We start from the raw sequence: 14,845 nt of genomic DNA on the forward strand, positions 1-14,845 counted from the left end.
GATGTGTATAAGAGACAGACCTAAAGGGGAGCATATCAATGTAGAGAGGGCATTCTTTTTGCCAGTTTCGATTCACGCAACCATGGAGGGTGCAACGAGCCGATAAAGCTGAATGAGCAAATTATTCGAGTTTCAATCCACGCACCCATGAAGGGTGCGACTTGCTACATAACTATTATATCATCATCAGTCATGTTTCAATCCACGCACCCATGAAGGGTGCGACGGTATAATACGGTGGCATTGTAGATAACGTCTGAGTTTCAATCCACGCACCCATGAAGGGTGCGACTCTTCTCGCAAATTCTTCTTGACGCTACACGGGCGTTTCAATCCACGCACCCATGAAGGGTGCGACGCCAGCCGATCATCGTTAAGCTTGCGGCCGGCACGTTTCAATCCACGCACCCATGAAGGGTGCGACCTCCGTTCGCCTCGCGGAGCGGTTCAATGTCCAATGTTTCAATCCACGCACCCATGAAGGGTGCGACTAATACGCGGCAGGATGGTAGTATTGCGGTTAATGTTTCAATCCACGCACCCATGAAGGGTGCGACTACTCTTACACTCGACCCGGAAGCCGCTGGCGGGTTTCAATCCACGCACCCATGAAGGGTGCGACCAATGCCGCCCTATTATACCATCGCGTACATTATGTTTCAATCCACGCACCCATGAAGGGTGCGACTTGGTCCATGGTAATCGCTTCGCCGGGTTGCCGGTAGTTTCAATCCACGCACCCATGAAGGGTGCGACGTTGCGATTCATCTTGCATATCAACAGGGGTGGTGTTTCAATCCACGCACCCATGAAGGGTGCGACTACTGGATTGTTTGGACACCATGCAGAAGGTGGGGTTTCAATCCACGCACCCATGAAGGGTGCGACGATGGACCGCTCGGCCTCTTCCGTACGCGTGATGTTTCAATCCACGCACCCATGAAGGGTGCGACTTACCTCTTGCAGGAAATCCCTGTGGACCGCCGTGTTTCAATCCACGCACCCATGAAGGGTGCGACTGTATGCTGGCAGCCGGAATAGAGTCATCAAGTGTTTCAATCCACGCACCCATGAAGGGTGCGACTTTTGCCGACGGCGATCCTGAAAAAAGTACGAAAGTTTCAATCCACGCACCCATGAAGGGTGCGACCTTCATTTTCAGCTTTTATATCATCGACTGCTGATTGTTTCAATCCACGCACCCATGAAGGGTGCGACGCCTTCAAAAATTCTTTTTGAGTTGGTTTAAGGCTGTTTCAATCCACGCACCCATGAAGGGTGCGACACTCTTCTCAAAACTATGAGCGACCATGTTTACGTTTCAATCCACGCACCCATGAAGGGTGCGACGTAACATCGTAGAGCGAAAAGCCCAGACACAAGCGTTTCAATCCACGCACCCATGAAGGGTGCGACGGTGTAGTTATAACCACAACTATTACATCAAGCACGTTTCAATCCACGCACCCATGAAGGGTGCGACAGCAAAAGGACGTTTTTATAGTCTCTTTTGCGCGTATCGATGGGGATATTTCCCCACTGATACAGTTTGTTCTTACTAAATTAGGGATTTAATCAATTTTTTTCTATCGTAATCGAGATTTTTGGCGGCTAATACGATGTTCACTATATCTTCGCACTGTCAATCTGTGCCTTTCTCCGGTTCCGATACACGAGTTTCGTCATAGGGTTATATGTGACGTCATATTAGCCGACCATGGTCAAAATCCCCGTTTTCTCTCCAGAATCCCTTACTGGATTTTTTCACCTTCCTGATAGACTTCAATGTTGATGCCTTCGATATTTTTCAAGGCGCTGTCATCGATGACGTAGTCTTCAAAGGTATGGGGAGCCGTAACGCCTTCTTTCAAGTTAGCCGTGATACTATGATGGACGCGAGCTGACGAGGCATTGCCCGTTTTATTATTATGGCGTACCCAATAGAATTTCGTCATTTCAATACTGCCTTCCGGACGAGCTGAGGAAGCATCGTTTTCAAATAAGGTGACCAAGGCTTCTTTTACCTTTTCCGCATCGTCTTCACTAAAGCCCGTTTTTTCAGCCAACTGGACGTTGATGCTGCCGACGACTTTATAGACGCCGAAGTCGACGCGATGCTTCATCCCCATCGTATCGGAACCTTTTGTATCTCCCGGTTCAGTGTTAACGCTTTTCGTGATCTGCATGCTGGTAATGATGACCGGATTCAGACTGACTGCTGTATGAATCGACACAGGTCCGCGTACGCCGACGGAAACCGCATCAATGCCCTTTCCTTTTTTCAGTGCAAATACCTGACCGAAAGCACGGACATCGGTCCAAATTTTGCATGCTTCTTCAGCAATCATTTTATTCCGTCCGGCATCTTTGTCTTTCATCTCCAAGAGCTTTTTCATAGATTCTTCGCTGTCGACTCTCGACCGAATACTGTCACAGCCATCGTCACAGCGTTCGTTGGACTGAACCAAAATCCGTTCGCCCATGTCCTGCAGGCGGTTGCGAATCTTGCGCTTAATGCAGACGTCAGAAATTTCGCCGTAGCCGTCGTAATCGCTGCGCGGCTGGTTGCCGTTCAAAGGATCCCCGTTGGGATTGGCATGATCTACAGTAATGAGGCCGATAAAATCAATCTTGTTCGCTAATGTCGTCATTATAATTCCTCCCTATTCCTCTTCATCGGATTGATTATCTGAATCTGATTCCCCAGATTGACTATTTTTTGAGTCTGTATAAGCTTGACTTTCCTGTTGGATAACAACTTGTTGACTATAGAATCCCAACAAGAATCGACTTCCTAAGGGTGCGTCAGAGACAAACTCTTCTTCTTGAAAAAGATCCGTTATCCGGGCCAGCAGATCAAGTTCTTTCGTACCATATTTTTCTTTCTGTTTTTGCATGTATGGAAGCAGGCGATTGTGAATGGTCATCCACGTCTTCGCCGGCCTCATGGAAAAGACTTCCATATACTTCATCGCATTCGTAAGCCGCGAATACTGGTCCTTCCCCTTAAAAGTCGACCGTTCTATCTGATCAGCTACGGCCAACAGTCTCCCAAACAAATAATCCCGATTTCGATTCGTTTCATCAAGTGCCACTTCATATACCTCCTTTGGATGGGTTTGATTCCATCGATTGCAAATAACGGTGCATGCAGGCTCTACAATCTGCTGCCGCCAATAAAAATAGTTATCTCCTAACGCTTTATTAGCTCTAGTAACGACACGTTGGACAACACACCGCTCGATATCGAACGGCAACGGTCGCCCTTGTACGATGCAGTAGAAGATGCGCTCAATCTCCATTTTCTTTTTACTGCTATTAACGTTTTCTCCATAACAGGCCTTGATAATGTTGAGTGGCGATGGTACGCCAACATATTTTGGTGCCGTTCTATGGTATCTACGGTCTACTTTTTTATCACGCTGTTTGTTTCCTTTACGGGCGGGATCATCTTTATGCTGAATCCAAAAGCCCGATTCATGCCATTTTTCAATTCGATTAATGAAATCCATCCCGGAAAACTCATCATAGTAACAAATCGACAGCCGCCCCAGTGTCGCCGCATCGAGGACCATGACATTGGCCTTGGCAGCCGGATCTTGTTTAAAAACATGAGAATAACCTTTAATGGCCTTATCAAAGCTCACTTCCCATTCTTCCTGAGTTTGCGGACGAGTCATTTCTGGAGGAGCACTCAGTAGATCCGCAAAGCTTTCTTCCGCGGCGATAACCTCCTCCGTATCAGAAAGAACGCTGGGAATAGGCATGGATGAACTCCAAGCTAAAAAGACGCGGCCATCACAATTATGTCCTTGGTTACGAATAAGCCATGCCAAGGCATTAGTAGCTTTTTGCAAGGTTTCATGGCCGAGAGACAAACATTCATGCGCGTTTTCAAAACGGCCGCGGAAGGTAAACCATTGATTATCATTGGACGAAATGAGCTTAGCCCCATCCCCAGAAAACCGAATTCCCTTGCCTTGTTTGCCAGCAGGACGCATCATTTTCCCTGTTGCATAACAAAGCTCCAAATCTTTAGAAAATTCATGCTCAAAAAAGGCTATATATTGCCGCTGTAATTCCTGATCCTTCCATAAATCCGGTTCATTATCACCGGGAACGTCAATGACCCGAAAACGGACTACGGATTTAAAAATATCATCGACTATTACCGAAAAAATCAGTGGTTTTTCCTGATCTTTATAAGGCCATTTTTGCATAATCTTGCCATCTTCATCGCGATAGAGGACGGGCGGATTGTCCCTGCACAGGTCATCGATGATATCATGCTGAGTAACGTATTTATAGACCGCTTCTACCTTAGGGGTACTATAAGGCGATTGAACCCATTTCCCCAGTAGTTCCACATAGAGCGAGTAAGGGCTTCTTCCTTCTTTATCCCGTTCTTCTCGATATAAGTCACAGTCACGAGCAATGTAGATTAATTTATCATGCAGCGGATGAGGCGCCAAGTTCGACGTCCTAATCTCCGAAGCCGGCGTACAAGGAAGGAGGGTTGACTGCTCTGCCTTGGGAAGAGCCCTGGCATGACTAAAGTTGCCCTCACCGTCGATAGTCAATTCGATTTGGGCCTGCTGTACGGCATGACAGATTGGCATTAAAACAGCCTTACTCCCCTCGATATCCCTTTTACCCACCAAGTCATCATGGATATCATACGTTTTAACTAACTGTGAAATCCAGCTCATAAGCGTTCTCCTTCCAGCCCGGCGGCTTCCCGTTCAACAAGGCAGATATCGTCCGGTGTAAAGACTTTGGCCTTCCCTTTACGGATATCCCGCACAAGAGTACAGGCTTCAGGCCGGATGAATCGAACGATTCCGTGCTCCATGACCGGCTGCCAGAGCCGGACCTGCAGCATATCCCGCCCTGTTTCATCGGGATAGTTAAAGCCATGGAACATCGTACCTAAGGGAATGGCCGGGGTATTATCGTAAAAACCGGGAGCTTCACCATAGGCAACAGGCTCTACATAGCCCTGGCATTCCCGCGTGCCTAAGAAAATATCGCGGCGTCCGCCTCGTTCGACCATCCGTTCGGCAATGTTGTGGTGCTTATTTTCATTGCGGTCGCAGGCAAGATCCGGCCGATGAAGATTGAACTCGAAATGAGCCTTCACTTCATAGCACACATCGCTCAGATACTTATAAATCGAGAGTTCATTGCCGCCGCCATAAACGAGGGGTTTTATCCCCCGAGACTGAGTGCGTATTTCCTTCATGACCCGCATCTCATCGATGACCCAGTAAATCGTGGGTTTCCAATACACGCTTTCCACGATGCCTTTCAAGGCCTGATACGTCGGCACGGCATAGGAGGCTTTTTCACCGCCCATGCGGGTAATGGGATCGGAAAATAACGCCATCCTGCCGTACACTTTAAAGGTTATTTCATTTCGCAAAATATCCCCTCCTTAACTCATACAAAGTGGATTGGACTGTTCTTCCAACTTAAGACCGGTGGCTGAATCATAATACGCTTCTTTCAAAGCCAGCGGGCCTTGCAGTGTTTGGAAAATAGCGCCCATTCGCTGAAGCTGCTCCACTTCATAGGAAAAAGCATTGACCGTATACTGCTGAGCCTGCTTCAGTAAGGCCAAGAGCTCTTCAGGATTCTCAACCTCACCGTTCAAGGCTGTAATTAAATCAGCCCCCTTTCCATAAGGTACGACAATACCGATGGTTGCCGAGTCGATGACACAAAAAGCTTTACTGACGTCCCTAAAAGCCTGCCTGTCGCAAAGTATTTCTTCGCCCCCGGGTATCTTATCTGGCCCTCCACAGACCCCACAACCGGCATCATTTCCCGAAAGGAGATCCAATACCGTAATGTTTTTGGGTGGTAATTTGTAAGATTTATTACCTTCCCCGTGATCACCATAATATTTTTTAAAATAACGAACCAGATTTTCAGGTTGAAGAATATCTTGAATATCAACTGTATGGAGCAAGTCTTTGGCCATTTTGACCCCAATTTGGATATCGGGCAGCTTATCTAATTTCTCCCCTTCCAGTTGGAAAACCTTGACCAGTCCATATTCCATTTCACCGTGGCGGTTGCAGCGACCTGCCGCTTGAGCTATGGAATCAAAGCCCGCCAAAGCGCGATAGACTGTCGTGAAGGACACGTCGACGCCGGCTTCAATCAGCTGCGTTGAGATACAGATGAGCTTGCGCTTCGACTTCCCGTTATGAATGGCAAGCAAGGCCTCCTTCATGCGATCGATTTCATGCTTTCGATGGGCCGGGCACATCTTGGTACTCAAATGAATGATGTCGACGTCGTCCTGACGTTCTTCGATCAGGTTTTGTAACGCCTGATAAATCGTTCGCGCCTGACGGGTCAGATTGACGATACAGAGGACACTGCCCCGCTCCCTCGCATCTTGAAGCAGCAAGGGTGCCAGCGTTTCCGCCGTATACAGTTCATCTTTCAAATACTCGAATCGCACTCGCTGAAAAGCCTCAAAAGTAGATTTTAAATCACTAATCATTTCCCCATCAGCATGAATAGGAATAGGCAATGTATCCAATTGAGGCTGCGTCGCAGTGCAGAGAACGGCCGTAACGCCGGCAAAATTCTTTAGAAAATTCATGGCCATATTAAAGATATAGGTACATTTAATTGGAATCGTCTGAATTTCATCAAAGATAATGATGCTGTCGGCCAAGGCCTGCAGTCGACGGGCAGATTGGCAGCTGCCATCGAACAAGGTATCGAGGAAATGTACCTGGGTCGTAAAAATAACCGGTGTATCCCAGCGTTCGGTCAATAACTTCCGCCATTCCCGCTCTTCCTCACTCATGTCTTCCTTGGGCAATACGTTGGAATGGTGCTCCAACACGGCCTCATCAAATTGGAATACGTCGCGGATTTCCTTGGCATTCTGATCGATGATCGACGTATAAGGAATGACGACGATGATACGCTTTTTATGGTACTTTTTGGCCTGAGCCAGGGCAAAACGCATACTGGCCAACGTTTTCCCGCTCCCCGTCGGTACTGACAAGGAGTAGATGCCCGGTTTCTCCGTTCCAAAGTGTTGGCAGGCATCACTGATTTTTTGCCGTTCCAAGGCAATGGCCCTGGCCTTACCCTCTGCCGGCAGGGCAAAGGAGTGAAGCTTATCTTCCAATTTCCTAGAAAGGAGATTCCAAAGCTTATCACAATCCCAATCCCGGGTCAAAGAGGAGCTCCCTTCAAACTCTGCCGAATCCAATCGATCAGCATCCACAAGCCAACTAAAGAGCAGCCTTTCGACCATGCCCCAGTAAAACCAATAAGTCCAATAGTGTGTCAGACTGTCTTTGCTTCCAGTCTGACGGGCCTTATAAATGCGAGCATCAAGAGCTTTGACTTCCTTGCAGGCTTGATTAAATAAATCATCTAAATCGGGCTGTGCTATGACGGATTCAAAAAAGTAAGCTTCTTCCTCTCCATCCTCTGTTTTGACATCTTTTTTATACAGACGCCTTACATAATCCGATTCGCCGTACTCGCTCAAGAAATTCTCCAATCCACTATGATGAGACATGACCGCCAATCCCGCTAAAGCAATGGTCCGTCTTCTATTGCTGCCCGGGTTGACACCTCTATAACGCTCCGATAAAAATTGGGCTCCCCCAGTCGAATGATCAATTTTACCACGATAGCTGGCGGCCCTTTCGGAATCGTCAATGATGTCTCGCATATACTCCTGAAAGGACTTACAGTTTCCGATAGACTGACTTCGACTCTTAGAAAAATCATGCAAAAGGCCGGTCAATTTCGCCAAGGCGCCCAATCCCCAAGGTGTCGCCGCCGCTTCCATCTTCTCGGCAACGTTCACCAAGTGATCCCGAAGGGGCTGCACCACAATCCGACCATTCTCATCTTTTCGAAAATGGGCAATAATTTTTTCCATATAATCTCCTATCGATACGTCGTCAGGCCAGTCCATGACTGTAAGCTGCAAGCCTAGACTGGTTCACGATGCTACTCCTGACAAGAAAATCTTGACATATAGGTATCTTTTAAACTCATTATACCACTATGTAATAATCTTCACAAAGTATATGCATTGAAGTTAGATAAAAATTCTCCCCGGACATCCTCTCCTTTTCTCAAGCATTTCCAATGAATGACACGAAAGCTAACGTCCGGTTCACGACGTTGCCTTCGATAAGAATAAATCGACATGTCATGTATCCTTTAGGCTCATTATAGCACGATTTTATTTTAACTACAACTTATATGAACTATTTTTTTAAAAAAAGATTTAATGACGCTTCTACAGGCCGTATCCCTATTAAAGAGATGGCTCAAAATACAGCCACGCCCCCTTATCTCGAAAGGCTCCGCCTCACAGGACGCTGACGTTCTAATCGTGTGAGTCAGTCGATTCCTGTCGACGGCACGATTGATGTTGATACACTCTTTATGATTTCTCAGAAGGTCCCGGTTCAAATCATAAAATAGTATGGAGTACCGTCTCGGGAAACAAGGCCATACGCAAAAACGCCGTCAGTCCTCTAAACTCACGGCGTCTCTATCCTTCAATAGACTTCGTTATCTTTTCGTTTCGTCACCGTCGGATGGCTGTCGATGATGATCTGGCGGCGCGGGCAAGTGGCATCGTGGTCGTTAATGACGCCGCAGGCTTGGAGGTGGGAGTAAATAGTGACACCGCCGACATACTTAAAACCGCGCTTCTTCATATCTTTGCTGATTCGTTCCGACAAGCCGTTGCGGACCGGAATCGCTCCCTTGGCATGGCCTTGATAGAGAATCGTTTTTCCGCCGGTGAAGCTCCAGAAGTAGTCGCACAAGCTTCCGAATTCGTCGCGCAGTTTTTGACAGCAGCGGGCATTGTTGATGACAGCCTGTATCTTCCGGGGCGAGCGGATCATGCCGTCGGTATTTATGATGCGTTCCACATCGGCGTCGTCGTAAGCTGCCACCTTATCGTAATCAAAGTTGTCGAAACACTGCCGGAAAATATCCCGCTTGCGCAAAACGATCAGCCAACTGAGGCCGCACTGCAGGTTTTCCAAGGTCAAATGCTCGAACATCTGCCGATCATCGTGAACGGGAACGCCCCATTCGTTGTCATGATACGTCGTATTGAGCGGATCCGTATTGGCCCATTCACAATATCCCATCTTTTTCTCCCCTTTCTTAGCCCGAAAGGCAGCCCTCTCTTCTCGGTCCCCATCAAATCAAAGGCTTAGAGCCATGATAGTCCTTGAAACAGAGGCGGCAGCCCTGACGAACCCGTTAGCAAACACATGTTTCCATATCCTATATTATACCATCGAAGGAAGTTCCTCGCTACCGATAAGGGATGAGCCCTCGAAAGAGAATTTCCCATTGATTCTTTCCCAAAGTTTTGCTATAATCAGTTCAACTTCATATGTAATGGTACTGACTGCTGCCGAGTAGTCAGAGTGCGCCGTGTTCCTCATCGTTAGGTCTTAGCAGATGAGGACGCGGCGCCTTTTTCATGTTAGGAGGAAAAACGATGGATACATTCTTTTACAAGGAACCTTATGAAGAAAATGGAAAAACGATCTTAGAGGTCAATCTTTTCCCCGACAAATACTGCAACTTCAACTGCATCTTCTGCCCGGTCAGCCGAAAGTTAACCCACATACAAACCGAAGAAGCCGTCCATTTGGACGACATGGCCCCGGCCATCGCTGACTTGCGGCAGCGCCTTCAAAAAGTACAGCCCGATCTCGTATTTATCAACGCCCTGGGAGAAGCCCTGCTGCTTCCGGAACTCGAACAGATTATCCATACCATCCACGAAGCCGGAATTCCCGTACGCCTCCTCTCCAACGGCTACCTCTATGGAAATCCGGAATACGCCAGACTGGCCGGTCACTGTGAAGAAGTCATTGGCGAACTGAAAATGGCTCACGAAGCAGCCTTCCAAAAGGCACAGCGCCCCCTTCCGGGCTACACCCTTCATCAGCACATAAACAACATGGTCCGATTCCGAAAAAACTACAGCGGCCGCTTCCATCTGGAGATCACCATCGTCAAAGGCTACAGTGACGATGCGGACTCTCTCGAAATTTTCCACAAGGCAGTCCAATCCATAACGCCCAACGAACTTCACGTCGTCACCTTGGAGCCTCCCTTCGATAAAGTGTTGGCCATCTCTCCGGAAAGGCTCGAAGAGATTACGCGTTTTCTGCAAGAACCTTTGAACGTCTGATTTCGGTGAAGCTCAGACGCCCTTAGCGAACCGCCCTGCAAGGTCAGTCACCCCAAAAGAAAAGCCGCAAGTCCACAGACCCGCGGCTTTCATCCTCGATTTAGAATAATTGTTTCAATTCCTTTTTCTGGCAACGAATCAGACAATAGATGCTTAATAATAATACGTCCCGTTGAGGCTATAGGACCAGCCTAACCGATTCATGCCATATTCAAAAATCTTATTCGGCGCCATGAGGATACTCGTCTGACTCCCAGACATGGTATTAGTCCGATACCGCCACATATCGCTCTTGTACTGAGAAAAACGCCAAGTCATCACTTGATCCAACCTGCCGTTTTGAACCCGCTTTACAGAGACAGAAAACCACTTCCCGGTCGCACTCGTCCCATAGGTTAAGGTATCATCCATGACATAGACGTCTACATTCTCCGATGCCATATGGTTGACCCAAACGTCAGTAGCCCCGGCAGAACCGGTGCTGGCAAAGAAGCACATACATCCCACACAACAAATCAATAACGTCTTCCACAACCGTTTCACGACCTCATCTCCTTTGTGAATAGAACAGCCTGTCAATCATACACATAGCAGCGCCTTAGTAATAATGCGTGCCATCACTCGAATAGGACCATCCCAACTGCTTCATCCCATATTCAAAGATTTTGTTAGGCACCAGGACGCCCGTACGACGGCTGCCGGCCATGGTGCTCGTGTAATATTGCCACACCGTATCGGCCTTAAAGAACCGCCAAGTCACCACTTTATCCAACTTGCCATTTTGAACCCGTTTGACAGCTACGGCAAACCACGGTCCCTGTGAGTCGGTTCCGGAGGCTAAGATATCATCCATGACATACAAATCCACATTTTCCGAAGCCCAATGATCGACCCAAACGTCGGCAGCCTTCGAAGGACCGGCGCAGCCATACAGGATCAGATATATCAACAAAAAGACTGCCAATGCCTTAGCCAACTTTCTCACCCGCTTCATCCCCTTTACGAAAAATAACGACCTATCCTCATAACAATAGGCCATCGCAGTACTCGTCATGATAGAGAGTATCGAACGACAGAACAACTAATTGAGTAGCCATCTGACTGGTAGCAAATACGAAAAACACCCTCCATGTGATTCTTTATAATTCCTATTATACAAAGCCATCGTGACAAAAATTGTCTCTATTCATAGAATTCATGTTCAAAAGGCCCTGTACTGCCGACGTTTTCCCCCTTTCAGCGTCCGTTCCGGTCACAATGAATTCTCTATTTTTTAGTCATCTGACTATACCTGCGATTTATAGCTATTTCCATTATAACAAAATAAAGGCAACTTTGTTATACTGTTTTATACAAAAAAGATGCTCACTCTATGCTCCCGACGGCCGATGCCGGCACCCGTATCCACGATGTGCCATCGGCAGCGGAATCATTGCCATAAAACCCCTTCTGCCTCACCGGATTTGCAGCACAAAAAGACATATCGCGCCTTTCTTTTAGCTCAGCTTCTGCCAAGGGCCAAAAAGGGTTCGATATGTCTTTTTCTTTTATGATTGAAAGGAGTTCGCCTATGGCTGAGAATCTTCTTTTACAACGGGGATATAGACACGCTTTAAAGGAATCATCTGTTGATACTTTTCACTCAAATCCGGATAGTATTTCAAGATCAAATCGACCAGCTCGTTTCCATTGATGCCGCGAATGATGGGCGTATTGGCCAGATACTTTTGAGCATTCCGGGTATAGTTGGATAAGGTGACAAACAGGCCGTAGTCCCCTTCCCGCATGGCACCTTTCAAAGATTGGATGGCCGCTTCCCTTATGTCGCCGTCCTGGCTTTTGACCTGCACCAGAATACGAGGCGGCAGCTCATCTTTATAAGCCGTAATGTCGATTCCGCTGTCTCCGCCATGGGCCGACACGATGGTACGATACCCCATGGCCCGTAAGAGGTCGGCCACAAAGTCCTCTAAACCATATCCTTTGAGATGCTTGCTCAATTCCTTCAAAATGAAATCTCTCGTCGCCTCTACAATATCCGCTGCCGTAGCCCCCACACTGTCATCTTCCTCATCCCCGATGGCTTCCGTGTGTTTCTCGAATCCCTTATCAAGGGCAGAAAGATACTCGTCGGCATAATTTTTCACCAAAAAGAAGGTCAGAGCTGAACCGATTTCATACAGCGCACCTTGAGAGAAGGAAGTCCGGGGAAGATGCTTCAACCATTTCACCTTGCGCTGCTGACCATACGATGCATCGCCCGGATGAAACTCATATTCCCCTTCAATGATGCCGATATTAATCCGGCGATCGATTTTGGACGGGAATACCACGTAATCGCCGATTCCGACCTCGTGGACAAATCGATAGAGCATACCGGCATGGGTTGAAATCCTGCCCTTCCGGGCATCGGGATAAACGGCTGCGTACTTTTCCTTGAAAGCATCGCGATTGGCTTCGAGCTGACTCAAATCACCCATATCCTCCCAACCAATGGCAATGACATGGCGCTGCAAAAATAAATTATCATCCGTTGTATGGATACCCCATACCCTTTTTTCTTCGTGAGACATATCCTTATACCGCCTTATATCGTGTTTTGAATAATGCATTTTCAACTTAAATTTAATTATATCACGAATGAGGCAGCAAAGTCCCTCAAAAAAGGTACCTTCATCACAATCCGATGCCTTATGGCCTTTTCACACCCAAAAGTTACATTTCTGCTAAGGCCTGCCGGACAATTTCCTGCAAGTCCTCATCGAACTCGCTGTCCATAGCCGCTTTTTTATACCATTTTATGGCTTGTTCACGATTTGGTTCAACGCCGTTACCGTAACGATAACAGTTTCCCAAATAGCACATGGCTTCGGCACTGCCATTTTCCCGATTCGCTGCTTTTCGAAACCATTCTATAGCTTTTCGATAATCTTGTTCAACACCATTGCCAAAGTAATAGCACCTTCCTAAATCACACTGTGCATCGTCATCTCCTTGATCAGCTGCTTTTTGGTACCACGCTGCGGCTTTGCTGTAATCTTGTGCGACGCCTCTTCCTTCATAATAGCAGTCCCCTAACTGATACTGCGCACTGGCATGGCCTTGGTCGGCTGATTTTTGGAACCATAAAAAGGCCTGATACTCATCTCCATCCCATGATGCTTCTCCTCCCAAATTGTATTGTGCCATGGGATCTCCCAGTTCAACGGCTTCCCGATACCATTTCTGATGCCATATTGCACCGCCCCAGTCCTGCTGATTCTTATACGCGCTGTGGAAAACCTCCCCGACATCGTCTCGCCACACTACAAATTCAGCAACCACCTCGACCGTATGGAACTTCAAAAAAAGGGTGAGCTGCTTTGGCGAACGAGAAATCTTATTTACCATATCACGGTTACAGGGAAGATGAACCCGAGAATTGACAACCCCGGTCTTGGTCAATCCTACATTTTTCAAGATCGTTTCTGCATAATCATCTTTTGCACAAAAGCAAAAGGGCCGAATAAAAAATGGCACCCGCTCTGCCTCGGCATCATAGTCTGCAAGTACCGCCGTCACCCTACCAAAGGGCAGGAAGGGCATGCGGCTGATCCTTTCATCATAGGCTTCCTCCGTTTCATAGCAGAATTTCTCCCAACAGATGGACTGTACGGCGATTAACTCGTCGCCATGCTTCAAATAAACCCGGCTGTAATCACAACAGACCTCATCCTCATGGATCCTTAACTTTGCCACCAACTCCCCGTCGATGACCGTGTCATCGGTCACGCCGGTCACGTAAAAAGCTTGGACAGGCGAAAATCGGATATCCGGATTATGATCGATATGGTACCTCAAAAAACAGCTGTCCGTATACCCGTCGCCTTTACTGGGATCAAGAATAGCACAGCCAATATACACGGGCTCCATAGCCGTTATCCGCTGTCGGAAGGCACTCGGCGTTTCAAAGACCCGACGGGACAGGGGCTGCACCTGCTGTACCTCTTTTTCGGTGTCCCCGGACAGTCTTCCGCCTTGAGTCAAATAGCGGCTCACGGCGGGAACATCAGCGGGCAAAAAGTCTTCCGTCCTGTACGATTTTCCCTTTTTCAGCCCATAGGCTACAGTCAGGATCAATAAACTATCCAAACACGGCTGCCGGTCCGCCGTCTCCCAGCCATAGGACTCGATCATACGGCGAAGGTCATGGAACTGCCGGCTTAAGGCTTGATTGAAGAGCTGGCGTCCTTCTAATTCATTGATGCCCTCAAACAAATTCATATAATGAGTCCCTAAATCACGAATCATCCATCTCATGGCCCGGCGCATCTCCTCCATGACCTCCTTAGCCTCGGAAGCCGCCTCGGCCCAGACGCAGAGATCATACAATTGAGGAAAATCCTGCTCCAAAAAACGAAATCTCGATACCGTCATCTCCCTTACCTCCCAATAGTGTGATGTCGAATTTTCATCGGTACTGTAATTCCTATTATACCGCACAGTCATGACAGAATATGTCATCGTCCGCAATAATGATGTTGGCCTTATACAAAATTTTCCCGTTGCCCAGTCAAACCTATCCTATACAACAAAAAAGACTCGCCCATTGAAAAACCGACCTCCTAAAGTTAGATTTTTAGG

Annotated in this window: 10 protein-coding genes and 1 CRISPR repeat array; of the genes, 1 reads left to right on the top strand and 9 read right to left on the bottom strand. The window is 47.5% G+C overall.

Annotated features, from left to right (window positions below):
- Positions 1–64: 64 nt before the first annotated feature.
- Positions 65–1,483: direct repeats of the CRISPR family, unit length 32 nt; unit sequence GTTTCAATCCACGCACCCATGAAGGGTGCGAC.
- 268 nt (positions 1,484–1,751) lie between these two features.
- The 5 genes from cas7c to A0U42_RS08990 form a co-directional block, all read right to left on the bottom strand.
- Positions 1,752–2,651 (bottom strand): type I-C CRISPR-associated protein Cas7/Csd2, encoded by a 900-nt coding sequence (cas7c, locus tag A0U42_RS08970; protein ID WP_065360684.1) that lies wholly within the window; start codon positions 2,649–2,651, stop codon positions 1,752–1,754.
- A 12-nt stretch (positions 2,652–2,663) separates the two neighbouring features.
- Positions 2,664–4,709, bottom strand: coding sequence for a type I-C CRISPR-associated protein Cas8c/Csd1 (cas8c, locus tag A0U42_RS08975; protein WP_065360685.1), 2,046 nt, complete (start codon positions 4,707–4,709; stop codon positions 2,664–2,666).
- Complete coding sequence (cas5c, locus tag A0U42_RS08980) at positions 4,706–5,422, bottom strand: type I-C CRISPR-associated protein Cas5c (RefSeq protein ID WP_065360686.1); 717 nt, start codon at positions 5,420–5,422, stop codon at positions 4,706–4,708. Before cas5c ends, cas8c begins: the two co-directional genes overlap by 4 nt.
- A gap of 12 nt (positions 5,423–5,434) precedes the next feature.
- On the bottom strand, positions 5,435–7,924 hold the full coding sequence (locus tag A0U42_RS08985) for a CRISPR-associated helicase/endonuclease Cas3 (RefSeq protein WP_065360687.1): 2,490 nt from the start codon (positions 7,922–7,924) through the stop codon (positions 5,435–5,437).
- A 631-nt stretch (positions 7,925–8,555) separates the two neighbouring features.
- A complete protein-coding gene (locus tag A0U42_RS08990; protein ID WP_065360688.1) occupies positions 8,556–9,161 on the bottom strand; it encodes a DNA-3-methyladenine glycosylase I in 606 nt (201 codons plus the stop codon).
- Positions 9,162–9,520: 359 nt separating this feature from the next.
- On the opposite strand from A0U42_RS08990, the gene A0U42_RS08995 reads away from it, so the two are divergent.
- Positions 9,521–10,222, top strand: coding sequence for a radical SAM protein (locus A0U42_RS08995; protein WP_065360689.1), 702 nt, complete (start codon positions 9,521–9,523; stop codon positions 10,220–10,222).
- A 153-nt stretch (positions 10,223–10,375) separates the two neighbouring features.
- Here the strand turns inward: A0U42_RS08995 and A0U42_RS09000 are convergent, their stop codons facing one another.
- The 4 genes from A0U42_RS09000 to A0U42_RS09015 all read right to left on the bottom strand — a co-directional run bounded on the left by A0U42_RS09000 (position 10,376) and on the right by A0U42_RS09015 (position 14,638).
- Positions 10,376–10,765, bottom strand: coding sequence for a hypothetical protein (locus A0U42_RS09000; RefSeq protein WP_255304157.1), 390 nt, complete (start codon positions 10,763–10,765; stop codon positions 10,376–10,378).
- 55 nt (positions 10,766–10,820) lie between these two features.
- Entirely contained in the window at positions 10,821–11,207 is a 387-nt protein-coding gene (locus tag A0U42_RS09005) for a hypothetical protein (protein ID WP_141669515.1), read from the bottom strand.
- Positions 11,208–11,790: 583 nt separating this feature from the next.
- On the bottom strand, positions 11,791–12,795 hold the full coding sequence (locus tag A0U42_RS09010; protein WP_065360690.1) for a restriction endonuclease: 1,005 nt from the start codon (positions 12,793–12,795) through the stop codon (positions 11,791–11,793).
- Positions 12,796–12,937: 142 nt separating this feature from the next.
- On the bottom strand, positions 12,938–14,638 hold the full coding sequence (locus A0U42_RS09015; protein ID WP_065360691.1) for a tetratricopeptide repeat protein: 1,701 nt from the start codon (positions 14,636–14,638) through the stop codon (positions 12,938–12,940).
- Positions 14,639–14,845: the final 207 nt, after the last annotated feature.

Origin of the sequence: Megasphaera sp. DISK 18 (assembly GCF_001682955.1) — a bacterium.
Classification (GTDB): Bacteria; Bacillota; Negativicutes; order Veillonellales; family Megasphaeraceae; genus Megasphaera; species Megasphaera massiliensis.